Annotated in this window: 21 protein-coding genes and 1 tRNA gene; 11 read left to right on the top strand and 11 right to left on the bottom strand. The window is 71.7% G+C overall.

The window, feature by feature from the left end; all coding sequences use genetic code 11:
* The first annotated feature begins 2 nt into the window (after positions 1-2).
* Together DEJ06_RS08050 and DEJ06_RS08045 are read left to right on the top strand one after the other, a co-directional pair.
* Positions 3-410: a hypothetical protein gene (locus DEJ06_RS08050; RefSeq protein WP_071404030.1), complete on the top strand. Its 408-nt coding sequence runs from the start codon at positions 3-5 to the stop codon at positions 408-410.
* Positions 410-898, top strand: a complete 489-nt coding sequence (locus DEJ06_RS08045; protein ID WP_111038989.1) for a hypothetical protein — start codon at positions 410-412, stop codon at positions 896-898. Before DEJ06_RS08050 ends, DEJ06_RS08045 begins: the two co-directional genes overlap by 1 nt.
* Before the next feature lie 93 nt (positions 899-991).
* On the opposite strand, the gene DEJ06_RS08040 is transcribed toward DEJ06_RS08045, so the two are convergent.
* The 3 genes from DEJ06_RS08040 to DEJ06_RS08030 form a co-directional block, all read right to left on the bottom strand.
* Entirely contained in the window at positions 992-1,870 is an 879-nt protein-coding gene (locus DEJ06_RS08040) for an aldo/keto reductase (RefSeq protein ID WP_071244093.1), read from the bottom strand.
* A gap of 181 nt (positions 1,871-2,051) precedes the next feature.
* Positions 2,052-2,519 (bottom strand): DUF6264 family protein, encoded by a 468-nt coding sequence (locus DEJ06_RS08035; protein WP_111038988.1) that lies wholly within the window; start codon positions 2,517-2,519, stop codon positions 2,052-2,054.
* A 10-nt stretch (positions 2,520-2,529) separates the two neighbouring features.
* A complete protein-coding gene (locus DEJ06_RS08030) occupies positions 2,530-3,402 on the bottom strand; it encodes a CoA ester lyase (RefSeq protein WP_111038987.1) in 873 nt (290 codons plus the stop codon).
* 185 nt (positions 3,403-3,587) lie between these two features.
* Here DEJ06_RS08030 and DEJ06_RS08025 point away from each other — a divergent pair, with 185 nt between their 5' ends.
* A complete protein-coding gene (locus tag DEJ06_RS08025; RefSeq protein ID WP_111038986.1) occupies positions 3,588-7,415 on the top strand; it encodes an ATP-binding protein in 3,828 nt (1,275 codons plus the stop codon).
* Between the two features lie 355 nt (positions 7,416-7,770).
* Positions 7,771-8,355 (top strand): CDP-alcohol phosphatidyltransferase family protein, encoded by a 585-nt coding sequence (locus DEJ06_RS08015; RefSeq protein ID WP_051596961.1) that lies wholly within the window; start codon positions 7,771-7,773, stop codon positions 8,353-8,355.
* Between the two features lie 98 nt (positions 8,356-8,453).
* Here DEJ06_RS08015 and mscL read toward each other — a convergent pair whose 3' ends face one another.
* From mscL to DEJ06_RS08000, 3 genes are all read right to left on the bottom strand, one after another.
* A complete protein-coding gene (gene mscL / locus DEJ06_RS08010) occupies positions 8,454-8,951 on the bottom strand; it encodes a large conductance mechanosensitive channel protein MscL (RefSeq protein ID WP_111038984.1) in 498 nt (165 codons plus the stop codon).
* Between the two features lie 77 nt (positions 8,952-9,028).
* Positions 9,029-9,319 carry an FmdB family zinc ribbon protein gene (locus DEJ06_RS08005; protein ID WP_111030707.1) on the bottom strand — a complete coding sequence of 97 codons (291 nt, stop codon included), beginning with the start codon at positions 9,317-9,319 and terminating at the stop codon, positions 9,029-9,031.
* A gap of 1 nt (position 9,320) precedes the next feature.
* Complete coding sequence (locus DEJ06_RS08000) at positions 9,321-9,905, bottom strand: 5-formyltetrahydrofolate cyclo-ligase (RefSeq protein WP_111024332.1); 585 nt, start codon at positions 9,903-9,905, stop codon at positions 9,321-9,323.
* A gap of 114 nt (positions 9,906-10,019) precedes the next feature.
* Here DEJ06_RS08000 and galU point away from each other — a divergent pair, with 114 nt between their 5' ends.
* The 5 genes from galU to DEJ06_RS07975 all read left to right on the top strand — a co-directional run bounded on the left by galU (position 10,020) and on the right by DEJ06_RS07975 (position 15,118).
* A complete protein-coding gene (gene galU, locus DEJ06_RS07995; protein ID WP_027466560.1) occupies positions 10,020-10,910 on the top strand; it encodes a UTP--glucose-1-phosphate uridylyltransferase GalU in 891 nt (296 codons plus the stop codon).
* An 87-nt stretch (positions 10,911-10,997) separates the two neighbouring features.
* Positions 10,998-11,657 (top strand): GNAT family N-acetyltransferase, encoded by a 660-nt coding sequence (locus DEJ06_RS07990; protein ID WP_110865431.1) that lies wholly within the window; start codon positions 10,998-11,000, stop codon positions 11,655-11,657.
* A 118-nt stretch (positions 11,658-11,775) separates the two neighbouring features.
* Entirely contained in the window at positions 11,776-12,894 is a 1,119-nt protein-coding gene (locus DEJ06_RS18235; protein ID WP_181436804.1) for a hypothetical protein, read from the top strand.
* 73 nt (positions 12,895-12,967) lie between these two features.
* Positions 12,968-13,043: transfer RNA gene (locus tag DEJ06_RS07980), tRNA-Ala, on the top strand.
* A 197-nt stretch (positions 13,044-13,240) separates the two neighbouring features.
* The gene (locus tag DEJ06_RS07975) at positions 13,241-15,118 is read left to right on the top strand and encodes a hypothetical protein (RefSeq protein WP_111038983.1); all 1,878 of its coding nucleotides are present in this window, start codon (positions 13,241-13,243) and stop codon (positions 15,116-15,118) included.
* A gap of 156 nt (positions 15,119-15,274) precedes the next feature.
* Here the strand turns inward: DEJ06_RS07975 and DEJ06_RS07970 are convergent, their stop codons facing one another.
* On the bottom strand, positions 15,275-15,658 hold the full coding sequence (locus DEJ06_RS07970; RefSeq protein ID WP_071405149.1) for a hypothetical protein: 384 nt from the start codon (positions 15,656-15,658) through the stop codon (positions 15,275-15,277).
* A 104-nt stretch (positions 15,659-15,762) separates the two neighbouring features.
* On the opposite strand from DEJ06_RS07970, the gene DEJ06_RS07965 reads away from it, so the two are divergent.
* Positions 15,763-16,821, top strand: a complete 1,059-nt coding sequence (locus tag DEJ06_RS07965) for an amidase domain-containing protein (RefSeq protein WP_258372454.1) — start codon at positions 15,763-15,765, stop codon at positions 16,819-16,821.
* A gap of 104 nt (positions 16,822-16,925) precedes the next feature.
* On the opposite strand, the gene DEJ06_RS07960 is transcribed toward DEJ06_RS07965, so the two are convergent.
* The 4 genes from DEJ06_RS07960 to DEJ06_RS07945 all read right to left on the bottom strand — a co-directional run bounded on the left by DEJ06_RS07960 (position 16,926) and on the right by DEJ06_RS07945 (position 22,237).
* On the bottom strand, positions 16,926-18,155 hold the full coding sequence (locus tag DEJ06_RS07960) for a hypothetical protein (protein WP_181436803.1): 1,230 nt from the start codon (positions 18,153-18,155) through the stop codon (positions 16,926-16,928).
* Positions 18,156-18,305: 150 nt separating this feature from the next.
* Positions 18,306-20,198 carry a glycoside hydrolase family 2 protein gene (locus tag DEJ06_RS07955; RefSeq protein WP_111038982.1) on the bottom strand — a complete coding sequence of 631 codons (1,893 nt, stop codon included), beginning with the start codon at positions 20,196-20,198 and terminating at the stop codon, positions 18,306-18,308.
* Positions 20,199-20,288: 90 nt separating this feature from the next.
* Complete coding sequence (locus tag DEJ06_RS07950) at positions 20,289-20,744, bottom strand: MaoC/PaaZ C-terminal domain-containing protein (RefSeq protein ID WP_111024335.1); 456 nt, start codon at positions 20,742-20,744, stop codon at positions 20,289-20,291.
* Positions 20,745-20,764: 20 nt separating this feature from the next.
* The gene (locus DEJ06_RS07945) at positions 20,765-22,237 is read right to left on the bottom strand and encodes a CHAD domain-containing protein (RefSeq protein ID WP_111038981.1); all 1,473 of its coding nucleotides are present in this window, start codon (positions 22,235-22,237) and stop codon (positions 20,765-20,767) included.
* Between the two features lie 128 nt (positions 22,238-22,365).
* Between DEJ06_RS07945 and DEJ06_RS07940 the strand changes: the two genes are divergently transcribed.
* Complete coding sequence (locus DEJ06_RS07940) at positions 22,366-23,706, top strand: phosphotransferase (RefSeq protein ID WP_111038980.1); 1,341 nt, start codon at positions 22,366-22,368, stop codon at positions 23,704-23,706.
* The last annotated feature ends 36 nt before the right edge of the window (positions 23,707-23,742 follow it).

Genomic DNA, 23,742 nt, shown 5'->3' with positions numbered 1-23,742 from the left:
CCATGCCCAAGAAGCTCATCGCGCTGGCCACCGCCGGCCTCGCACTCACGCTGCTCGCCGGTTGCTCGACCGGGCCGTCCAAGGCCGAGCAGTGCACGCAGTTCGAGAAGACCGTCAAGTCCGCCGCCCAGGGCGTCCAGTCCGAGGCCGCGAACCTGCAGTCCGACCCGGACGCCGCCGTCACGAAGCTCAAGGAGCTCGACGAGAAGATCTCCGACGGCGTCGACGACCTGTCGGACGACGACCTGAAGGCCAAGGGCGACGCCTTCGAAGAGGCGTACGGCGACCTGGTCGACGACATCGAGGACATCGCCGACGACCCGCAGTCTGCCGACGTCTCGGCCCTGACGAAGTCCAGCACCAAGGTGCAGGACGCCGGCAACGCGTTCCAGAAGGAGTGCAACTCCTGATGCGCCGTACCCTCACGGCGCTCGCCACCGCCGGCCTCGCGCTCACGCTGCTCGCCGGCTGCTCGGGCGGCGACGGCGGTTCGTCCGACGGCGGCTCCTCCAGCGGCGACTCGGGCTCGTCCAGCGCCCCGTCGGCCTCGAAGACCGCCGCAGCAGCACCCGCCCAGACCAAGCAGGAAGCCTGCTCGCTGCTCGAGAACGAACTCGCGTCGTTCCTCAAGGAGCAGGGTTCGAGCTCCGCCCCGGCCGAGCCGAAGGCCCGTGCGGCGCTCGTCGACGAGTTCGTCCAGCGCATCGACTCGGCGCTGACGAAGGTCTCGAACGACCAGGTGCACGACACGTTCGAGGACTTCTCCGGCGCGGCCAAGGGCTACAGCTCGGCCATCCGCTCCGGCGCGGCCGAGGACTCCACCGAGGTCACGAAGGCCCAGTCCGAGGTGCAGACCACGCTCGACCAGGTCTCGGCGGTCTGCCCCGCCAAGAGCTGAGCGGGCACACGCCCGGCCACGCACGACGACGCCCCGCCGCTCCTGGACCAGGAACGGCGGGGCGTCGTGCTTCCCCCGTCGGGGGAACGGGCGTCAGACGGCCGCGGGCTGCGAGGCGTCGAGGCGTGCGACGTCCTCCGGCCGCAGCCGCACGGTCGGCGCCGTGATCGAGTTCAGGATCGACTGCGGCCGCGACGCACCGGGGATCGGCACGACGACGTCGCTCTTCTGCAGCTCCCACGCCAGGGCGATGACCTGCGGGGTGACCCCACGGTCGCGGGCGATGTACGCGAAGTCCTCGAACGCCGTGCCGAGGTCCGCCGCGCTCCCGATGCCACCGAGGGGGCTCCACGGCAGGAACGCGATGCCGAGCTCGTCGCACAGCTCGAGTTCCGGCTCACTCGACCGGAACTTCGGCGAGTACTGGTTCTGCACCGACGCCAGGCGTCCGCCGAGCACCTCGTTCGCGGTGCGGATCTGGTCCGGGTCGGCGTTCGAGATGCCCGCCATCCGGATGACGCCCTCGTCGAGCAGCTCGGCGAGCGCCCCGATCGAGTCGGCGTACGGCACTGCCGGGTCGGGGCGGTGGAACTGGTACAGGCCGATCTGCTCGACGCCGAGCCGCTTCGCCGAGGCCTTCGCCGCCTCCTTCAGGTACTCCGGGTGCCCGTTCTGTGCCCAGTTGCCGGCTTCGGGGCGCAGGTGTCCGCCCTTCGTCGCGATGAGGACGTCCGAGGTGTCGTCGTGGAACTCCCGGACGGCCCGCGCGATGAGCTCCTCGTTGTGCCCCACCTCGTCGTGGCCGCCCAGGTGGTAGGCGTCGGCGGTGTCGATGAGCGTGACACCGTTCTCGAGCGCTGCGTGGATCGTGGCGATGGACTGACGCTCGTCCGGTCGGCCCTCGATCGACATGGGCATCCCGCCCAGACCGATGGCACTGACGGACACGTCTCCGATGACTCGTTGCTTCATCGGCCCAGCATGCGCCGGGGGTGCGCTCGCACGCCCAGGTGGTCACGCCGTGGCCGTGACCGACAGGCGGACTGGAGGCGCGTGGCGGCCCCGCCTTCGCGCCTCCAGGCCGGAACGCACACGCGTTCTCGGACAGGACACGCGTCGATCGACGCGTGTCCTGTCGGAAGCGTGGTGTCGGTCAGGCGCTGGCGGACACCGACGACGAGGCGGATCCGCTGTCGACGGCGTTCGCGAAGACGACCCCGCCCCACACGATGACGACGATCGCGAGCACGAAGCCGATCGCGGCGATCCACCACGACGGCTTCCGCCGGATCCACGCGCCGATCGACAGCACGATCGTGGCGACCCCGATGACGAAGGCACCACCGACCGCGATGGCCGTGCCACCGAAGTACCCGCCGGGCGTGCAGCCCGACGAGGCGTCGCACTCCGCCGTGGCCGAGGCGATCGCCACGATGCCGACGACCGCCGTGATCGCGGTCATGACGGCGCCGAACACCAGGAGCAGCACCGTCGAGATCCGGTCGGCGAGCTTCGCCGGCGGGAACAGCGTGGTGCCACCGCGCTCCCACGCCGCGCGCTGCGCGTCCGTGGGACCGGAGGAGGACTGCGGCGGAGGGCCGGGGACGTTGGACCAGGTCATGCGTGCAGTCCTACCGCGCCTCGACCCCGAACGCCTGTGCGAGCCGCTGGATCTTCTGCGCCCGACCGAGCCGCGGCAGGTCGGAACCATCGCGGATGACCCGGCCGCGGGCCTCGAAGTCGTCGAGGAAGTCCTGCGCCCAGGCGACGTCGGTCGGCGTGGGGGAGATGACCTCGTTGATGACGGGGAGCTGCTCGGTGTCCAGGCAGAGCTTGCCGGTGAGGCCGAGCGACACGGCCACCTGCGACTGCTCGCGGAGGATCGGGTGCGACGACCCGACCGTGGGGCCGTCGATCGGGCCCGGCAGGTCGCCGACGCGCGAGGCGACGACCAGCTTCGACCGCGGGTACGCCATCGCGAGCGTGTCGGCGCTGGTCCCGGTGTCGCGGCGGTAGTCCCCGGAACCGAAGGCCAGGCGGAACGCGCCCTGCGCCTTGGCGATCGACACCGACTCCTCGATGCCCAGGGCCGACTCGACCAGGGCGATCACCGGCGTCTGGCCGCCGAGCCGGTGCCAGGTGTCGGTGACCTGGGCGGGGGACTCGGTCTTGGCGAGCATGACGCCCTGCAGCCCGGGCAGGCCGCGGAGCTCCTCGACGTCGTCCGCCCAGAAGTCCGTCGTGACGTCGTTGATGCGCACCCAGGCCTCGCCACCGCCGGCGAGCCAGGCGGCGACGCCCTGCCGGGCCGAGGGCTTCGCGGCGGGGTCGACGGCGTCTTCGATGTCCAGGATGATCTGGTCGGCGCGGGAGCGCTGGGACTTGTCGAACCGGTCGGTGGCGGTGCCGGACACCAGCAGCCACGACCGTGAGATCTCGGCGGGGACCGATCGACGCCGGTTCGGCGTGGGGGTGGACGGAGCGGTGCGGTCGTCGATGGCCATGCCCCGTTGGTACCACACCGGACGGGGCCGCCGTCGGATCGGGCGCGCCGCACGTCGGGTCGGACGGTGGCGCACGGCGGGCCGGACGGCGGTCACGTCCGTGCGGAAACCCCGAAACCTCGGTTCATTGCCAGAGAGGCCGTCCGGTTCCGCCTACAGTGTCGGATGTGTGGCGAGCGGACAGGGTGACCGACGGTGAGGACGACGTGAACGACGACGTCCCCGTCGAGGGTGCCCGCGCGCGCCCCGACGACGATCGAGACGAGCAGCAGGACGTGGACCAGGAACGGACCGACGACGAGCCGGACCGCACGCTCCGCCCGGAGCTGCAGATGACGAGCCCGCAGGCGATCAGCCTCGGCGACCCGCGGCTGCAGGCCGGCAACGCGGCCGAACCGACGTGGGACGGCTGGCGCACCCAGCTGACCGGCGTCGGCGGCACGAGCCCGCTCACGCACTTCAGCGACCACCCGCGCGCCCGCATCGAGCTCTCGACCACCCACCCGGGCGGTCTCGCGCAGTTCATCACCGGCAAGACGACCCTGCTGTCCAGCCTGATCCGCGACGAGGTGGCGCTCCGTGCCGCCCGCGTGGCCGCCGGACACGTCGAGGCGAAGGGCACCGAGCTCGCCACCGTGCGCGGCATCGACGCCGTGAAGCTCGGCATCGGCATGGCCGACTGGAAGCACGGCGACGAGCAGTTCCGCGGCCCGGTGCTCCTGCGCCCCCTGGCGATCCGCCGGCACGGACGCGACTTCGAGGTGCGCCTGCTCGGCGAACCGGTGCTCAACCCGGGCCTCGCCGACGCGCTGCACGAGCAGTTCGGGGTCATCCTCGACGCGCAGTCCTTCGTGGCCCTCGCGCAGCAGGACGGCTCCTTCACGCCGAACCCCGTCATCGACCGCCTGCGTGGCCTGACTGCGCACATCCCCGGCTTCTCGGTGCACGCCCGACTCGTGGTGTCCACCTTCGCCGAGGTCGCCACCGGCATGGTCGAGGACACCGGGGACCTGTCGCACCCCGTGCTCGACGCCCTCGCCGGCAACCCGAGCGCGAAGTGGCAGGTCGAGCAGTCCTACCACCCGGTCGAGCAGACCCCGTCGGACGAGCGCAGCCCGGAGACCGACACGCTCCTGCTCGACGCCGACGACGAGCAGGAGAACGTGATCGCGCAGATCACGGCCGGCAACTCCATCGTCGTGAAGACCCTGCCCGGCACCGGTGGCACCCAGACCATCGTGAACGCCCTGGGCGGCCTGGTCGCCGCGAACAAGCGCGTGCTCGTCGTGAGCCCGCGCCGCGCCACGCTGCGGGGCATCGCCGCTCGCTTCGGCGAGGTCCAGCTGCCCGGGGTCGCGGTCACGCCGTCGACCCTGCGCCGTGACGTCGTCCGTGCGATCGCCCGGAACGAGAAGGCCGCGCGTCCGAACCTCCGCGAGGTCGACGACGCCCTGGTCCGCCTGCGCAAGGTGCTCAAGGACTACCGCGGTTCGCTCACCCGCAAGGACCCCGACTTCGGCGTCTCGGTGCTCGACTGCCTGGTGGAGCTGTCGCGCCTGTCGCTGCTGCCCGTCGCCCCGTCGACCACCGCGCGCCTGTCGAAGCAGTCCGTCGCCTCGATGGTCGAGGGCCGCTCGCGCGTCGCCGAGACGATGGTCAGCGCCGCGAACCTCGGTGAGTTCCGCTACGGCCCCGACGACTCGCCCTGGTACGGCGCGAAGTTCGGTTCGAGCGACGGTGCCCAGCGTGCGCACCGCATCGCGAAGGACCTCGACGCCGACGGCCTGCCGACCCTGCTCCGCCGCGCCCACGACCTGGTGAGCTCGACGCACATGCGCCAGTTCACGACGATCAACGAGCTCGGCATCTACCTGCGTCTGCTCACCGAGATCCGTGACACGCTCGACCGCTTCCTGCCGGTGGTCTTCGACCGCTCGGTGTCCGAGCTCGTGGCCGCCACCGCCCCCCGCGGCGAGGGCGCTCCGATGTCGTCGACGAACCGTCGCCGGCTCAAGAAGCTCGCCCGCGAGTACGTCCGTCCGGGCGTGCACGTGTCCGACCTGCACGAGGCCCTGACCCGCGTCCAGCAGCAGCGGGTGCTCTGGCAGCGCTACGTGGCCGCCGGCGTGAACCCCGAGGTGCCCACCGGCATCGCCGACGTCCAGGTGCTGTTCTCGAACGTCGCCGAGGACCTCGCGCGCCTCGACGAGCCGCTGGGTCGCACCGAGCGTGACCGCCAGCTCGCGAACACCCCGGTCGACCAGCTCGTCCCGACCATCGCCGAGCTCGCCGCCGAGTCCGACGTCCTGCACAACCTGCAGGAGCGCACCGAGCTCATGCAGACCCTGCGCGACCTGCAGCTCGAACCGCTCATCACCGACCTGGCGAACCGGCACGTGCCGGACGTGCAGGTGCCGGCCGAGCTCGAGCTCGCCTGGTGGCAGTCCGCTCTCGAGACCATGCTCGAGTCCGACCGGGCGCTGCTCGGCGCGAACACCGACATGCTCGACCGGGTCGAGGCCGACTTCCGCCTGGTGGACGACGCCCACGCGGCCGGGGTCTCCCAGGGCCTGGCGTGGCAGCTCGCCGAGAACTGGAAGGTCGGTCTCGTCGACTGGCCCGAAGAAGCGACTGCGCTCAAGACCCAGCTCCGCGACGGCGCGATCACCTCGCGCCTGCTGCAGGACTCCGCACCGCACCTGTCCCGGTCGATCGCACCCGTCTGGCTCGCCAGCCCGTACGAGGTGCCGCAGATCGCCGACACGATGCCGTTCGACACCGTGATCCTGGTCGACGCCGGCGCCGTGACGATCGCCGAGACCGTCGGTGCCGTCCGACGTGCCCGGCAGACCGTCGTGTTCGGCGACCCGGTCACCCAGACGCCGTCGCCGTTCCGCATCGCCGTGGACCCCGAGCACCGGGCGCTGCAGGTCGACGAGGGCACGCTCGACGCGTTCCACGCCGACTCCGCCCTGGCGAAGCTGTCCACCCTGCTGCCGACCCTGTCCCTGTCGCGGTCGTACCGCGCCGGCGGCGAGGACCTGGCCGAGCTCGTGAACCGTCGCTTCTACGGCGGCAAGATCGAGTCCCTGCCGTGGGCCGGCTCGTTCCTCGGCCACGGCTCGATCGCGCTCGACTACGTCAGCGACGGCAAGGCCGTGCCCGACCCCGAGTCCGGTGCCGTCGAGAGCGTCGACGCCGAGGTGGACCGCGTGGTCCGCCTCGTCATCGACCACGCCCGCACCCGTCCGACCGAGTCGCTCATGGTCATCACCGCGTCGGCGAAGCACGCCGTGCGCGTCGAGCAGGCCGTGCTGACCGCCGCCCAGGGCCACAAGGACCTGACCGAGTTCGTCATCGGCGACCGTGCCGAGCCGTTCATCGTGGCGACGCTCGAGCAGTCGGTGGCGCAGAGCCGCGACCGCGTCGTGTTCTCCATCGGCTACGGCCGGACCCCGCACGGCCGTGTGCTGCGCGACTTCGGTCCGCTCGGCAAGCCCGGCGGCGAGCGGCTGCTGGCGGTCGCCATGACCCGTGCGCGTCGCTCGATGGTCATCGTCACCTGCTTCCAGCCGTCGGACATCGAGGCCGAACGCATGGGCCACGGCACCGTCGCCCTCGCCGAGATCCTGGCCGAGGTGCGTGCCCGCACCACCGCTGAGTACGTGCCGGACGACTCCGACCCGCTGCTCGTCGACCTGGCCCGGCGCCTCGAGATGCGTGGCATCCCGGTCGCGCTCGGACACCGCGGCAAGCTCGGCCTCGTCGCCGCGCACGGCGGGGTGTGCGTCACGATCGAGACCGACGCGTCGCTGGTCAAGGGATCGCTGCGCGAGTCCCTGCGCCTGCGCCCCGAGGTCCTCCGCCGACTCGGCTGGCACTACGTGCGCGTGCACGCGTTCCAGCTGTTCTCCGACCCGGACCGCGTCGCCGACACCGTCGCGTCCGTGCTCGGGGTCGACCGCGGTGCCACGCAGGAGATCTCGATCCCGCCGATCCCCGCCCGCCGATGAGCACGCAGGATCTCCATCCCGTCGTGCCCGGCATCGGCCCCGCGCGCCGATGAGCCGCCGGGCCTCGCGGCCCGCCGGTCCGGTGACGCCGGAGACGGACCAGCTGGTGGGCACGTGGACGCGAGTCGACGACGCGTCGTCAGCCGCGCCTCCCGTCCGTCCCGCCGCTGACGGAGGCGAGACGGCGGACCAGCCGGGAGGCCCGGTGCGGCGCCGCAGACGCGTCACCACCCAGCCGGTGGCGGGCTACGACCCGACGCCGCCACCGGAACCGGCGCGGCACCGCGACGGTGAGAACGACGACCAGCTCCGGCGCGACGTCCCCCCGCACTGGTAACCGGTAGCCTGGCCCGTGATGACTGACACCGCGCGGCAGCGCCCCGACTGGCAGACCTGGCCGAACCTGATCACGCTGTTCCGCCTCGTGCTGATCCCGGTGTTCATCGGCCTCGTCGTCGCCGGCCACCCGGGGTGGGCGCTCGTCGCCCTCGTCGTGATCGGCGTGAGCGACTGGGCGGACGGCTTCATCGCCCGCAAGTTCGACCAGGGCTCCAAGCTCGGCAAGGCCATCGACCCCGTCGCCGACCGCCTGGCCATCATCGCGATCGTGCTGTCCCTGGTGCTCGTCGGCCTGCTGCCCTGGTGGGTGGTGGCCGTCGTCGTGCTCGTCGACCTGGTGCTCGTCGTCCTGTCGAGCGTGCTGTTCCACGGCAACCCGGACCTGGACGTCACGTGGACGGGCAAGATCCGCTCGGCGCTGCTGTTCGTCGGGCTGCCGGTGCTGCTGTTCTCCGCGGTGCACACCGTCGACGAGAACGCGCCGTGGGTCCGGGTCGTGGCCCTGGTGTTCGTGTACCTCGGCACCGCGGGGCACGTGCTCGCCGGCGCGCAGTACGCCGTCGCGATGTTCGCGAAGCGCCGCGCGGTCCCCGCCGCCTGACGGGCCGCCCTCTCCGCAAAACACCGGTGTTCACGCTGCGCACCGCGGTTTGCGGGTGTGCAGAGCGGGAACACCGGTGTCTTGCGAAGGCGCCTGGGCTAGAGCTTCGTCGAGCCGCCGATGCCGGGGCCCTCGGGGGCGTTCGACGGGGCGATGTGCGCCCCCGTGCTGGCCGCGGCGCCGTTCTGCGGGCGGAGCAGGTCGCGGATCTCGAGCAGCACCTCGACGTCGGTCGGGGGGACGTCCTGTGGGGTCTGCTGCTCGTCGTTCTTGACGCGCTCGAACGCCACCTTCTTCAGGTGGTTGACGGGCACGACGAGCGCGAAGTACACGACCGCGGCGACGATGACGAAGTTGATGACCGCGCCGATGATCGCGCCGAAGAGGATCTCCGCCGGCTTGCCGCCGGACACCGTCGGGATGTAGACGATGAGCGCCTTGTCCAGGCTCGACGCGTTGAACACCGCCCCGATGAGCGGGTTGATGAGGCTGGTGACGATCGTGCTGACGATCGCGGTGAACGCCGCACCGATGACGACTGCGACGGCCAGGTCGATGACGTTGCCGCGGAGCAGGAACTCCTTGAAGCCCTTCATGCGAGGGTCTCCTTCCGGGTCGAGGACGGCCGCCGAGTGGCGACGCGCCCCAACCTATCCGGAGAGCGCAGACCCCGTCAGGACGCGGCGGGCTTCGAGCCGCTGGGCTTCGACTCGGCCTTCTTCGCCGGCTCGGACTTCTTCGGCTCGGACTTCGCCGGGGCGCTCGACGAGCCCTCGGACTTCGGGGCCGGGCGGGAGTCGGTGCGGTAGAAGCCGCCGCCGTTGAAGGTCACGCCGACGGGGGAGAACACCTTGCGCAGGACGCCGCCGCAGACCGGGCACTCCGTCAGGGTGGCGTCGGAGAAGGACTGCTTGATGTCGAACGCGTTGTCGCACTCGGTGCAACGGTACGAGTAGGTGGGCACGTCAGCTCCGGAACGTGATGATGCGCGACGGCGTGATGATGCCGTCAACGGGTTCGTCGTGGGGTTCGCGCGGGACCTCGTCGAGGTACTCCGCGTCGAAGATCACAGCATAGACGGGCGGACGGTTCGCCATGGACCCGAGGGTCTTGTCGTAGTAGCCGCGCCCCCAGCCCATGCGGACGCCGTCGTGCCCGACCGCCGCCGCCGGGGCCAGGATCGCGTCGACGTCGTTGATCGCGAGCGGGGACAGGACCTCGCCGACGACCTCGGGCAGGCCGAGCAGGCTCTCGGTCTCGCTCTCGCCGTCGCCCACGGCCCAGTCGAGCAGGCCGTCCTCGCGGGTGATCGGCAGCAGCACGCGGATGCCCTGCCCGAACGCCCAGTTCAGGAACGGCCGCACGTTCGGCTCGTCCGGTGCGGACAGGTACAGGGCGAGGGACGTCACCTGGCGCTCCTCGACGAAGCGCTGCAGGGTCGCGGTCAGGGTCTCGGTGTCCGCGTCGCGTTCGGTCGTGGTCCGGGTGCGCCGCCGCTGCCGGAGTTCGGCTCGCAGGGCGCGCTTCTCGTTCCCGAGATCGGCGATCATGCGCAGGAGTCTACCGAGGGGCACGGTTGCGGCTTCCCGCCGGGAACACGCGGGGTCCCGTGTCCCCCGGAGCGACGACATGCCCTCGAAAGGGGGATCGGATACGGTCTGAGCATGGGCTTCCAGATTTCGAAGGCGGTGATCCCGGCCGCAGGGCTGGGTACCCGCTTCCTCCCCGCGACCAAGGCGATGCCGAAGGAGATGCTCCCCGTCGTCGACAAGCCGGCCATCCAGTACGTGGTGGAAGAGGCTGTCGGTGCCGGGCTGACCGACGTGCTGATGATCACCGGGCGCAACAAGAACGCGCTCGAGAACCACTTCGACCACGTGTCGGAGCTCGAGGAGACCCTCCGCAAGAAGGGCGACCACGAGAAGCTGCAGAAGGTGAACCAGTCGACGGACCTCGCCGACATGCACTACGTGCGACAGGGTGACCCGCTCGGCCTCGGCCACGCGGTGCTCCGCGCGAAGATGCACGTCGGCCGCGAGCCGTTCGCCGTGCTCCTCGGTGACGACATCATCGACGCTCGTGACCCGCTGCTCCAGCGCATGATCGAGGTCCAGGGCGAGAAGAACGCCACCATCGTGGCCCTGCTCGAGGTCCCCGAGTCGCAGACGCACCTGTACGGCATCGCCACGGTCGAGCCGACCGACACCGACGACGTGGTGAAGATCACCGGTCTCGTCGAGAAGCCCCCGCAGGGCGAAGCGCCCTCGAACCTGGCCATCATCGGCCGCTACGTCATCCGTCCCGAGGTCTTCGACGTCCTCGAGAAGCAGGAGCCGGGCAAGGGCGGCGAGATCCAGCTGACCGACGCGCTCATGAAGATGGCGAGCGCTGAAGAGTGGACCGGCGGCGTGTACGGCGTCGTGTTCCGTGGACGCCGGTACGACACGGGTGACAAACTCGACTACATCAAGGCGATCGTGCAGCTCGCCTCGGACCGCGATGACCTCGGCCCCGACCTCAAGTCGTGGCTGAAGGAGTTCAACGCGGGCGAATAGTCGGCCATCCCGCTCGGGTCCGGTGATCACGGACCCGGGCGGGACACCCCGTCCCGCACCGGGGCGGGACCCCGGAGGAACCCAGCGATGACGACGATCCCGACCCTGTCCCACGGGCGGGTCACCATCCGGCCCCTCCGGCTCCGCGACACCCGCGACCTCGACGCGGCACTCGCGACGAACCGTTCGTGGCTCCGCACCTGGGAGGCCACGAACCCCTCCGGACACGTCTCCACCGACGTCCGGGGCAGCATCCGCGCGCTCCAGGCCAACGCCCGCGCGGGACTGGGACTCCCGTTCGCGATGGAGCTCGACGGACGCTTCGTCGGGCAGCTCAACGTCTCCGGCATCTCCTACGGCTCGCTCGCGAGCGCCTCCATCGGCTACTGGGTCGTCGAGGACGCCGCCGGCCACAACGTGACGCCGATCTCCGTCGCCCTCGCCGTCGACCACTGCTTCCGCTCGCTCGGCGTGCACCGGATCGAGATCTGCATCCGGCCGGAGAACGCCCCGAGCCTGCGCGTCGTCGAGAAGCTCGGTTTCCGGTACGAGGGACTCCGTCGCCGCTACATCCACATCAACGGGGACTGGCGCGACCACTTCTGCTTCGCGCTGGTGGCCGAAGAGGTCCGCGGGGGCGTCCTCGAGCGCTGGGTGCAGGGGCAGGTGCCGCCCGGCGTGGGGGCCGTGCCGCTCGCCGCACGCGACGAGGCGGCGATGCCGCTGGACACGACGCCCCGCATCTGACGTCCCGCGTCTGACGGGCCTGGAGGCGCGGCTCGCCTCCCACGGATTCCGCCCCGACACGCGCAACACGCGTCCGGCAATGACGCGGCGCGGGAACCGCCGCCCCTACCGTGTTCGCATGGCAGGAATCGGCTCGTGGGGTGGCGGCATCGTCCTGCTCGTCGCGGCCGTCCTCTGGCTCGTCTACCTGATGCCGTCGTGGGCCGCCCGCCGCCAGTACCTGGCCACCGAGCGGAACGCCATCCGGCTGCAGCAGACCCTCCGGATCCTCGCGCAGACCGCCGAGCTGCCGGACGAGGTCCGCATCGAGATGAACGCGAAGTCCCTCGCCCAGGCGCAGCGCGTCGCCCGGTCCGAAGAGGCCAAGCGCACCGCCATCGTCCGAGCCCACGAAGCCGCGCGACAGCGTGAGATCACCCGCCGCCTGGCCGAGCAGGCCCCGGTGCTCGAGCGGGCGTCCGCCGTGCCGGCCCTGACCGCGATGCGCATGCGCCGTTCCCGGCTCGGGGCGACCCTGTTCGGCACGCTCGGCGTCGTCATCGCCCTCGTGGTCTTCGTCGCGGCACCGTCGCTCTGGCTCGTCGGTGTCGCCGGCCTCGTCGCCGCCGGCGGGTCCGCAGCGGTCCTGGCCCAGCTGCACCAGGTGGCGACGGCGCGGAAGCAGCGTCTCGCGGCCGCCGAGACGGGCGCGACCCGCGCCTCCCGGCCGTCCACCGCCTGGACGGACCCGGCGCCGCCCCTGTCGACCGAGCAGCCTGCCGAGCCCGCAGCAGACCGTTCCTGGACCCCGAACCACGTTCCGAAGCCCCTCTACGTGGAGCGGCCGGCTGCTCCGGCCGCCTCGCCCGAGTCGTCGGCGGACCTCGCTGCCCGCCTGAAGGAGCGCGTCGCCGCGGCCAAGGCGGAAGCCGAGGCCGAAGCTGCCGCGATCCGCGCCGGGGAGTCCGACCCGTCGCTGGCGCGGGTGTCGCGGATGCGGCCCGAACTCGAAGAGGCTGCGGCGTCGCTGTCCGCGCACGACCAGGGGCGTCTGGCCGAACGGCTCGGGCTCCGGGCCCCCGCCGCCCCTGCTGCGTCGGCCGGCGTTGCTCCTGGCGCTCCTGCTCCCGCTGCTCCTGCTCCCGCCGACGAGCCTGCCGGGCCGCCGAGCAAGTGGGCCGGCATGGGTGTCCTCGACGACGATGCCTACCAGCAGGCCGACCTCGACGCGATCATGCGACGGCGCCGCGCGGTCTGACCCGCGGCACGCCCGAAGCCCCACCTGCGATTTCGGCTGGGCCGAACGAGGGTGCTAGTGTGATCGAGCACTTGGGGCTATGGCGCAGTTGGTAGCGCGTCTCGTTCGCAATGAGAAGGTCAGGGGTTCGAATCCCCTTAGCTCCACCAGGTAGCAACCACGAGAACGGCCCGGAACCCACAGGTTCCGGGCCGTTCTGTCGTTGGCGGTCGTGTCGAGGGGATCGTCCTCCACAGGCCGATTCAGGTGGATCGTTCGACACAGTTCACGGACAGGGGTGGTGTGTTGTCCAACGCACCGCCCTAGACTCCCCGTGCGCCGACCGGCGCGGGAAACGGGGGAACACGTGCGCTTCAGGACCGCCATCGCATCGATCGGCACGGTGCTCGCCGTCGCCGCCGGGCTCGCCGTCGTCGGTCCGGTCGCGCCGGCATCGGCAGCGGCCCCGACGACCGGCCGGTTCACCCCCGTCGCACCGGCACGAGCCTGGTCCGGCACCGCGACGAGCACCGCGACGACGGTCACCCTCGGCGGCAGGAACGGCATCCCCGCTTCGGCCACGGCTGTCGTGCTCACCGCGACGGTGAACGCTCCGAGCGCCGCCGGGTACGTCAGTGTTGCCCCTGCCGGCAGCACGGCGAGCCCCGCGATCCAGAACTTCCGCCGGGGGCAGCCGATCTCCGGCACGACCACGGTCGGCCTCACCTCGGGCAAGGCCCAGGTGAAGGTGTCCGCGGGCAAGGCCACCGTTTCGCTCGACGTTGCGGGGTGGTACGGCACGAGTGCATCCGGTTCCACGTACACGCCGCTGCCGCCGACGAACGTGCTGAACGGAACGGTGTCCACCGCGGCGAAGAAGATCGTGGTCGCGGGGAAGGCGGGTGTTCCGGCGAACGCCACCGCAGTGGTGCTCCAGACCGACGTCTCCCGCCCCGCAACGAGTGGTCGGCTGCGGATCACCCCGTCCGGCAACAACGCCGGGGTCGTCTCGTTGATGTACGAGAAGGGCATCACCGTCGCCAACACGACCACGGTCAGGCTCTCCGGGGGCGCCGTGCAGGCGCGAGTCTCCTCCGGATCCGCACGGGTGCTCGCCGACGTGGTCGGGTACTACGCGCCGAACGCCGACGGTTCGGTCTTCGTCCCCGCGCACCCGGTCCGAGCTGCGACCGTCGCTGCCGGGACCACCGCGAAGAAGGTCACCGTCGCCGGCACCGCAGGTGTCCCGCGCAATGCGACCGCTGCGGTCATCAACGCGAAGGTCGGCAAGGGAAGCACCGGCGGATCACTCCGCGTCGTCGGCGCGGGGCTGGCCTCGAGCGTGCCGACGCAGGTCTACGCCAAGGGTCAGACGATCGGGAACGCCTTGATCGCGCCGCTCGCAGCCGGAGGACAGGTGCAGGCGAAGGTGTCCGGCGGGACTGCAACGGTCTACGTCGACGTCGTGGGGTACTTCCTCGATGGATCGACCGGTTCGGGGACCGGCGTGGACATCTCCTGGCCGCAGTGCGGCAAGTCCGTCCCCAGCGACCAGTCGTTCGGGATCGTCGGGGTGAACGGTGAACGGGCCAACACGACGAACCCCTGCTTGCAACAGCAGCTCGGCTGGGCCGCGGCCTCCGCCGGGGGCACCGCCCAGCCGACGACGCAGGTCTACTCGCTCTTCACGAACCCCGGTGCACGGGCAGCCTCGGTCTGGCCGACGTCGAACCTCGCGCCGAACGGCCAGACAGTCGCTGTGCCCACGGCGTACGGCACCTGCACACCGCAGTCCGGTGCGCAGTCGACCTGGAAGACGACGGCAGCGTGCTCGTACATGTACGGGTACGCCCGCGCCTACGAAGCAGCCAACACCCGCGGAGTCACCAATCCTGGTCAGTACCGCTGGTGGCTCGACGTCGAGACCGGACTGTCGTACGTCACCTCGGACGCCGGGCAGAACCGTGCTGCGCTCGAGGGCATGACGAAGGCCCTGCAGGACGCGGGAGTGACCCAGATCGGGGTCTACTCGACCTCGTACCAGTTCAACAAGATCATGGGGACCGTCCCGGCATCGGGTCCGCTGCGGCCGCTGCCGAGCTGGATCGCGCTCGGTGCAGCCCGTCTCGACCAGGCTCAGGCGGCCTGCTCCGGCGCTCGTCTGCTCGGTGGACCCATCAGGATGACGCAGTACGTGACGCCGTTCGACTCGACCGCGATCGACCGCGACTGGTCCTGCAGCTGACGCAGGGGCACGCGATCTGCGACGGTTCGCGAGCGGATCGGCGCGCATCCTGACGGCGAGCGCGAGTCACAGACGGACGGGAGGCCCGGTGCCAGCTGGCACCGGGCCTCCCGTCCGTCTGTGGGTCGCGTCGCACCCGTCCCCGCCGTCGACGTGTCAGCCGGCGATGCTCTCCGTCAGCACGCCGGACTGCGCGAAGGTGGTGTGGATCGCGTTCGCGGCCTGCTCGAAGGCACGGTTGCCGCGGGAGATGCCGAGCGCTCCACCCTTGATCGCGGACTTGCCCGAGCCGCGCAGCAGTCGGGCGACCGTGCGGCCGTCCGGGGCGATCATGATCTGCACGTCGAGGCGGGTGTGGAACGTGCGGTCGTTCGCCATGCCGCCGATGAGGAGCGTCAGGCCGAGGCTGCCGCGGGTCGCACGGAGTGCCCCCTGCTCGGCGTCGTCGACGGTGTAGCCCTCGCGGGACAGCGCCTCACGCACCTGGGCACGGGCGGTCTCGGGGTCGGTGGCGACGAAGAAGTCGTGGCTCTCGGGCATGTGTGTTCCTTCCGAACGGGTCCGCTGGGACACGGAGGACGCTCGCCCCGAAGACGATCATGCCGTGTCGGAACGACGGAGGTGTCGCTTACGCTGGTCGTGTCATGACTGCCTCGATGAACCGCCGCGCACTCCTGTCCCTCGCCGGCGTCGCCGGGATCGGGCTCGCCGTCGCGGCGTGCTCCTCCGGCAGCGACAAGGGCGGCGACTCGGGCAAGGGCTCGGGCGGCGGGCGTGGGAGCTCCGGGGGTGGGGACGCATCGTCCACCCCGACGGCGAAGCCCGTCGCGAAGGCCGTCACTCCGGCGCAGGTCCCGCTCGCCGGTGGCGTCACGATCACCGTGACGGGGACCGGACTCGCCGCCGTCAAGGGCGTCACCGTCGGCGGTGTCGCTGCGCGCGACGTCACGGCGACCGCGTCGAAGGTGACCTTCACGGCCCCGCACCAGGCGATGTACACCGCCGGGGACGCCGACGTCGCGCTCTTCACCGCGGTGATCGAGCCCACCGCGTCGTCGAACCAGTCCTCCGACGGCAACGGCAGCGCCGCGAACGACGGGCAGAGCGGCGCAACCCAGGACACGGCGACCACCACGCCGACCCCGACCGCCGCCGCGACGCCCGCTGCGGGCAGCGCGATCGCCTCGACGACCCTGGCCTACGCCGCACTGACCGACGTCGACCGGCAGCTCGCCTACGCGATGCGGTACTGGAAGGACTACAACCTCGCCGAGTACGGCACGATGAACCCGATCGGCGGCGACTGCGCGAACTACGTCAGCCAGACGCTCATCGCCCGCGGGTGGGAACAGCGGTCCGACTGGTACAACCGGTCAGCCGGTGCCGAGCACAGTGCGACGTGGACCTACTGCCCGACGATGGACCCGTGGCTCGAGACCAACGCGGCCGAGTTCGGACTCACCCGGCGTTCGTCGGACGAGCGCGACAAGGTGCAGGTCGGCGACATCGTCTTCTTCGACTGGAACGCCAACGGGTCACCGGACCACACCACCATCGTGTCCGAGGTCTTCACCGAGCCCGACGGCACCATCCGCATCAAGTCGGCGAGCCACAACCAGGACGGCCCCTACCGCGACCTCGACGAGATGATCACGGTGCAGCACCCCGGTGGATCGGCCTGGTTCCACACCTTCGACGCGTAGCGCTGTCGCGGCCGCAAGACACCGGTGTTCGCGCGTCGCACCGCGGTCTGCGCGTGTTCAACCGGCGAACACCGGTGTCTTGCAGCGCCGACGGACAGCGCCGCTCACGGGTACCCGAGGAACCACAGCAGCACGATCGCGACCGGCTGCAGGCACACCCCGACGACCAGCCACGTCACCGCCCGCCGCCGTGTCCCCACGAAGACGTCCGATCCGAGCAACGGTGCCATCGGCATGAGCAACCGCGGCAACGACTGCTGCGGCAGGAACACCGCCACCAGGTACAGCCCGTAGGAGGCCGTGAACGCGAGCACGTCGGTCCCCAGGGCCCGGGTGCTCCTGCGCGAGAAGAACCACACCGCGCCGGCGAGCACCACGACGACGAGCACGATGCCGAGCGGCCCGAGCCACGTCGACGCCATCGTGAACCACGGCGTCAGCGGCGCGAAGTGCTGCCGCCCGACGAACCCCACCCACCACGACAGCTCGGTGTCCAGGTAGGCGTTCGGCCGCCCCGTCACGGCCGTCGCGATGAAGGGCCACGCCAGTCCCGCAGCCGCGACGACCAGGCCGGTCACCACGATCGCGATCCGGTCACCCCACGGGAACACTTCGGCAGCGCGCCCCGAGCGGTGCGCTCCGACCCACCGCAGGACCAGGTGCACGGCCAGTGCCAGCGCCAGCGCGAGGACCCCGGGCTTCGTGAACGCCGCCACGACACCGAGCGGCGCGATCAGCCAGTACCGACGCAGCACAAGCGCCAGCAGCGCGCCGAACAGCAGCACGAGCAGCAGGCTCTCCGCGTAGGCGACCTGCAGCAGGAACCCCGTCGGCGCGAACGCGAACAGAGCTGTCGCCCAGCGGGCCCGGTGCGAGCAGCCGACGGCGAGCACCAGCCGGTACAGCAGCACGCAGGCGCCCGCTCCAGCGATCGACGCCACCACGACCCCGGCGACCCAGAACGAGGCGCCGGTCAGCGTCATCAGGATCCGCACGACCGCGGGGAACACCGGCAGGAACGCCCACGCGTTCGGCAGGACGTGCCCGGAGTCGTCGACCGGCAGCATCGCCGGGTACCCGTGCTCGGCGATGGTCCGGTAGAACGAGGCGTCCCACGAGCCCGAGAACGTGAAGAACGAGGGGTCCTGTCGGTACGAGGCGAACGGCCAGCCGTTCGCGGTCGCCAGCAGGTACACGGTCGCCAGCAGCACCGTGCTGACCACCCGCGAGCCCGCCCAGATCAGCAGCGGCGCGGCCCAGGCGCTGCGCCGTCCGGTCAGCAGGCTGCGGAACCCCCGCCTGGAGGCCCGGCTCGCTTCCGCCACGCTCGTCACCCGCCCGATCCTCCCAGATCGCAGGCCGCGCCCCGCATCGCGGGCCGCCACCCGCCCGGCGCGAGGCAACCCGTGTGCATCGTGAGCAGGAATGGTCGAGTCCGTCTGCCGGACCCGACCATTCCTGCTCACGAAGTGCGGGCCTCCCGGCTAGCGCCCCGTGACCGCGCGACGGATCTGCTCGATCGGGACCTTCGGGGAGCGGTCTGCGTTGAGCAGGCCGTTCGTCTCCTGCATGGTGTCGGTGAGCTGCGTGTAGCAGGACCCGGCGAGGAACGAGCTCGCACGGATCGCGTCGTACAGCGCGGTGATGCGGGCGACCCAGTCGTCGCCGTCAGTGGCCGACGTGTACCCCCAGCCGTCCTCACGCTGGACGCCCGGCTGGTAGTTCACGCCGCCGAACTCGGTGAGCATCACCGGCTGGCCGAGGTCCTCGGCGCCGCCGACCAGGATGCGGCGGTCCGCCGGCCCGATCCCACCGAGCAGCCGGGTCCGTGCGGTCTCGTCCGCGTAGGTGGCCGCGAGCCGGGGTCCGTCGCCCTCGTAGTCGTGGATCGTGACGATGTCGGAGTTCGTGTGCTCCCACCCGTCGTTGGAGATCACCGGACGCGTCGGGTCCAACGCCCGCGTGACGTCGGCGAGGGCCCGGGCGTAGGCCTGCTGGGCCGGGTCGGTGGCGATGTGCTGCACGCCCCAGCTCTCGTTGGCGGGCACCCACGTGACGATCGACGGGTGCGAGGCGTCACGCTCGACGGCGTCCATCCACTCGCGCATCAGACGCTGCACGGCGCGGGGGGAGAACGCGTAGGCGCCGGGGGCCTCGCCCCACACCAGGAGTCCGAGCCGGTCGGCCCAGTACAGGAACCGCGGGTCCTCGATCTTCTGGTGGTTGCGGGCCGCGTTGAAGCCGAGCTCCTTGATGAGTTCGACCTCGCGGCGGAGTGCCTGGCGGGACGGGGCGGCGATGTGCGACTCGGGCCAGTAGCCCTGGTTCAGGACACTGCGGACGTCGTGGCGTCGGCCGTTGAGCAGGAACGCGCCGCCGTCGACCCCGACCGTCCGGATCCCGAAGTAGCTGGCGACGGCGTCGAGCGCGCCCGTGCCCACCGTCGTGCCGTTGCCGTTGCCGTTGCCGGAGCGCGGCAGCAGCGTGACCGTGGCGTCGATCAGCCGGGGCGTGTCCGGCGTCCAGTGCAGCTCGTCCTCGGCCTGCCCGTTCGTCTGCCGCGCGATCGGCACGACCACGTCGAACTCGTCCCCGGTCTCGCCGACGGTGGTCTCGATCGTGGCGAGGTGCTCGTCGCGGTCGTCCCAGCGGGCCTCGACGCGCAGGCGCTCGCCGCCGGTGCGGTGACCGTCGAGCCGGACGGTCAGGCGCATGGTCGCGTGGTCGACGTTCGTCCAGCGCAGGGACGCGATCGAGGCGGTCGGCACGGCCTCGAGCCAGACCGTCTGCCAGATCCCGGTGGTCCGGCGGTACCAGATCGCGTGCGGGTCCTCGTGCCAGTCCTGCTTGCCGCGCGGCTGGGTCAGGTCGTGCGGGTCGTCCTCGGCGCGGACCACCAGGGTGTGCACGGCGTCGGGGTCCGTGGTCAGCGCCTCGGTGACGTCGAAGGAGAACGGGGTGTGGCCGCCCTCGTGCCCGCCGATGAACTGCCCGTCGATCCAGACGCGGGCGCGGTGGTCGACGGCACCGAAGTGCAGCACGAGCCGGGGCGCGCCGGTGCCGAACCCGGCGGCGTCGAGCTCCGAGCGGGTGATCGCGCGGGAGTACCAGACCACGGGGTGGAACCCGGGCTCGTCGATGCCCGAGGCCGGGGACTCGGGCGGGAACGGGACGACGATGTCCCGGGCGTCGGTGAAGCCGGTGCGCCAGGCGTCGTCGTCGCCGTCGTTCCGGAACGACCACGTGCCGTCGAGGTCGGCCCAGGCGGTGCGGAGCATCTGCGGCCGGGGGTACGTGCCGTCCTGCCGCGAAGCGAGGGGGAGGCCGGGGGCGGAAGCGGAGTCAGGTGCGGCCACGATGCCGTCGAGCGTGCTCATGCGTCCATGCTCCCGTGCTGGTACATCGTTGTAAAGAGCGAGTCGGGATTGCGCGGAAGAGGTTCCGCGGGACGCTCGTCGAGCGGTCGCTCAGCCGATCGCGGCGTCGCGAGTGAGCACCATGACATCCATCCGTCCCTGCTGGACGACCACGCCGTGCTGGTTCCGCAGGGCCACCGCTCGTTCGACGATCCCGGTCGTTCCCGAGCTCGTCAGCCGGGTGCCGAGGACCTCGACGGTGCAGGTCACGGTGTCGCCGATGAACACGGGCTCGGTGAACCGCCACTGGTCGATCCCGAGCAGTGCCACCGCGGACCCCTCGAAGACGCCCGTGCGCGCGATGAGCCCGAGGCACAGCGAGGTGCCGAGCAACCCGTGCACGATCCGCTGCCCGTACCGGGTCTTCCCCGCGAACTCGACGTCCGTGTGCACCTGGTTGTTGTCGTTCGTCCACGAGGCGAACGACACCACGTCCGCCTCGGTGATGGTGCGTCCCGGCGTGGTGAAGGTCTGTCCGGCAGCGAGGTCCTCGAAGTAGTGCGGCACGGCCCGATTCTCGCACCCGGTCAGAGCCGCGCGAGCAGCTTCCGCGATCGGTGCAAGCCCTGCGTGCTGGCCCTCTGCTCGGTCGTCGCCAGGACGCCGTACCCGAACGTGTCCTCGCCGTGCTGCGTTGCCACGGCTGCCAGCCGTCGGTACGCATCGGCGGCGTGTGCGGCGTCGAGCGTCTCGCCGAGGGTCTCCTGCACCCGTCGCAGTCGACCGAGCCGGCGCTTCCCGACGTCGGGCACGTCACCGGCCGCCTGCAGGGCGTAGCGCAACCGGCGCGCGGCCTTCCGGACCTCGTGCAGGGTGTCGAGGTCATCGCTGGGTTCACCCAGCAGCCGACCGACGCGTACCCGCTCGTGCCGGATGCGCCGGGCGGCGAACGTGGCCGCGTCGTCGTCCGCGTGCGGGCCGGCCGGTGCCCGGAGCAGCAGGTCGTCGAGGGCATCGAGTGTCCGGAACCAGGCGTCGGAGCGCAGCGCTCGCCGGAGTTCAGCAGCGGCGACGCTGCGACGTTCCGCGGTCTCGGCGCCGATGCGGTCCAGGGTCTCGGTGTCCACGTACCCGTCGGGGGCGTGTGTGGCCGACCGGGACAGGCCGGCGTGCAGCACCTCGGCGTCGCGAGCGGTCCCGGCGATCCGTGCGGTCTCGGCGAGGGCGGCACGGAGGTCCTCGGTCGCCTGGCGGTCGAGCGCGCCGCGGAACGCCGCGAGCACGCTCCGCAGGCGGCGCAGCACCTTCCGCAGGTCGTGCACGGACTCGGGCTCGTCAGCTCGTACCCGGGGGTCCGCCGCGACGAGGTCGCGCCGCAGGGCATCGAGCACCCGGAGGACGAGCCCGGCGGCGGTGTCCGGCCGGGGGCGCTTCGCTCGGCCGCGTCGGCGTTCCGGCGCCGGCTCCGGGCCCCGGGGGAGCGGTACCGACGAAACGTCCACCGGGTCCGTCGCCGCGTCGTGCAGCGCTCGTTCGGTCGCTCGTGCCGTTGCACCGTCGCGTCCGTCATCTGTCAGGGCCCACCACCGCGATGACCGCAGCACGGTGGTGTCCGGGTCGCCGTCGTCCACGCGCACGTCGGCGACCTCGGCCCGCACCCGGCCGTCCCTGCCGCGGAGGGTCACGAGCGTCGTGGTGGTGTCACGGACCAGGACGGTGCGCAGCGGACGACCACGCAGGAACACCTTGACGGCGTCGCGTGGGGGACCGTCGGACGCAGCGTCGAGCGGTTCCGGACCGACCCCGTGGGCACCCCGGTCGATCGTCCAGGTGCCGTCCGGCGAGCGTGTGAGCACGACACCCTCGGCGGCGAGCACCCGGTCGTCGGAGTCCCACACCGTCTCGCGCACCGTCACCGCTTCGTGACGGCGGACGTCGGCGGCGAACGGCTCGAGTGCGGGGAGCCTGCGGTCGTCGAGGATCCGCCAGGTCCGGCGGGGGTCGGGGAGCGCAGGTGCAGCGTCAGCGGCGGAGGCAGGAGCGGCAGCGGATCGGGGCATGCCGCAAGTGTCGTCCGACGCACCCGTGTCAGACCGGGGGCAACGGGGTTCTGTGGACGGAGCGCTCCCCGGCCCGTCCTGTGGGGGACTCGGCACCTCGCCAGGCCCCGGCGCGTAGGTTCCGCTGCATGAGCGACGGAGCACCCAGCGCCCCCGACACCCGCGCAGACACGAGCGCAGACACCCGCGCAGACGCCAGCGCCCCCGACACCAGCGCCCCCGACACCAGCACGCCGAGCGACCGCGACCTCGAGTCCTGGATCGCCGACCGCCGCTGGTACGCCTCGAAGGGGTCCGTGCCACACCTCCGGACGATCTCGACCGACGACGGAACCCGGCTGGTGCTCGACGAGGCACCCACGGTCCCCGTCCTCTACCAGTCGCCGATCACCAGCGACCCCGACGGCACGGTCGTCGACGCCACCACCGACCTCGCGTGGGTGTCGGCACTCGCCGCACGCATCGACGCGGCACCGGACAGCCTTAGCCCGATCGGTCGGGTCACCGCCGCCCGCGTCCTGACGGGTGAGCAGTCCAACACGTCGGTCATCTGCGACACCGAGTCCGGCGACCGCGTCATCATCAAGGTCTTCCGCGTGCTGCACCACGGCGACAACCCCGACGTGACCACTCAGCTCGCGCTCACGGCGGCGGGCAGCACGCGCGTGCCGCGGGTCTACGGCGCCCTCCGCGCCGACTGGCCCGACGTCGGACGCCCGGACGGCACGGCGACGGGGCACCTCGCCTTCGCCCAGGAGTTCCTGCCCGGGCTCGACGACGCCTGGCGCGTCGCCCTGCAGGAGGCGCAGGCCGGCACGCCGTTCGGTGACCGCGCCGAGCAGCTCGGCACCGCGCTCGCCGACGTGCACCGCACCCTCGCCGGAGCGCTGCCGACGGAACCGGCCGACGCGCCCCGACGGGACGCCGCCGTCGCGACGATGCACGCCCGACTCGACACCGCCGCCCGCGAGGCCCCGGCCGTCGCCGACCACGTCGACGCCATCAGCGCGGTCTACGTCCGTGCCGCCGACGCGACGTGGCCGGACCTGCAGCGCATCCACGGTGACCTGCACCTCGGACAGGTCCTGTCGGCACCGGACCCCCGCGGGTGGGTCTTCCTGGACTTCGAGGGCGAGCCGCTCCGCCCCCTCGACGAACGCTCGCTGCCGGACGTCACCCTGCGCGACGTCGCGGGCATGCTCCGATCGTTCGACTACGTCGCGGGTGCGCTGGCGCACGACGCCGAACCGGTCGACGCGGCCGCCTGGGCGGCCGAGGCGCGGGCACGCTTCCTCGAGGGCTACCAGCGGGGCACCGGCGCGGACCTCACCGCCCACGGCGCGCTGCTCGACGCCTTCGAACTCGACAAGGCGGTCTACGAGGTCGTCTACGAGACCCGCAACCGACCCGACTGGGTCGGCATCCCGCTCGCGGCCGTCGCGCGCCTGGTCGGCGACAGCGGGTCCTGAACGCGCCCCACGAACGGACGGGAGGCCCGTGGCGAC

This window comes from Curtobacterium sp. MCLR17_051 (assembly GCF_003234395.1).
GTDB lineage: Bacteria > Actinomycetota > Actinomycetes > Actinomycetales > Microbacteriaceae > Curtobacterium > Curtobacterium flaccumfaciens.
This window is presented reverse-complemented; position numbering and strand designations above follow the sequence as displayed.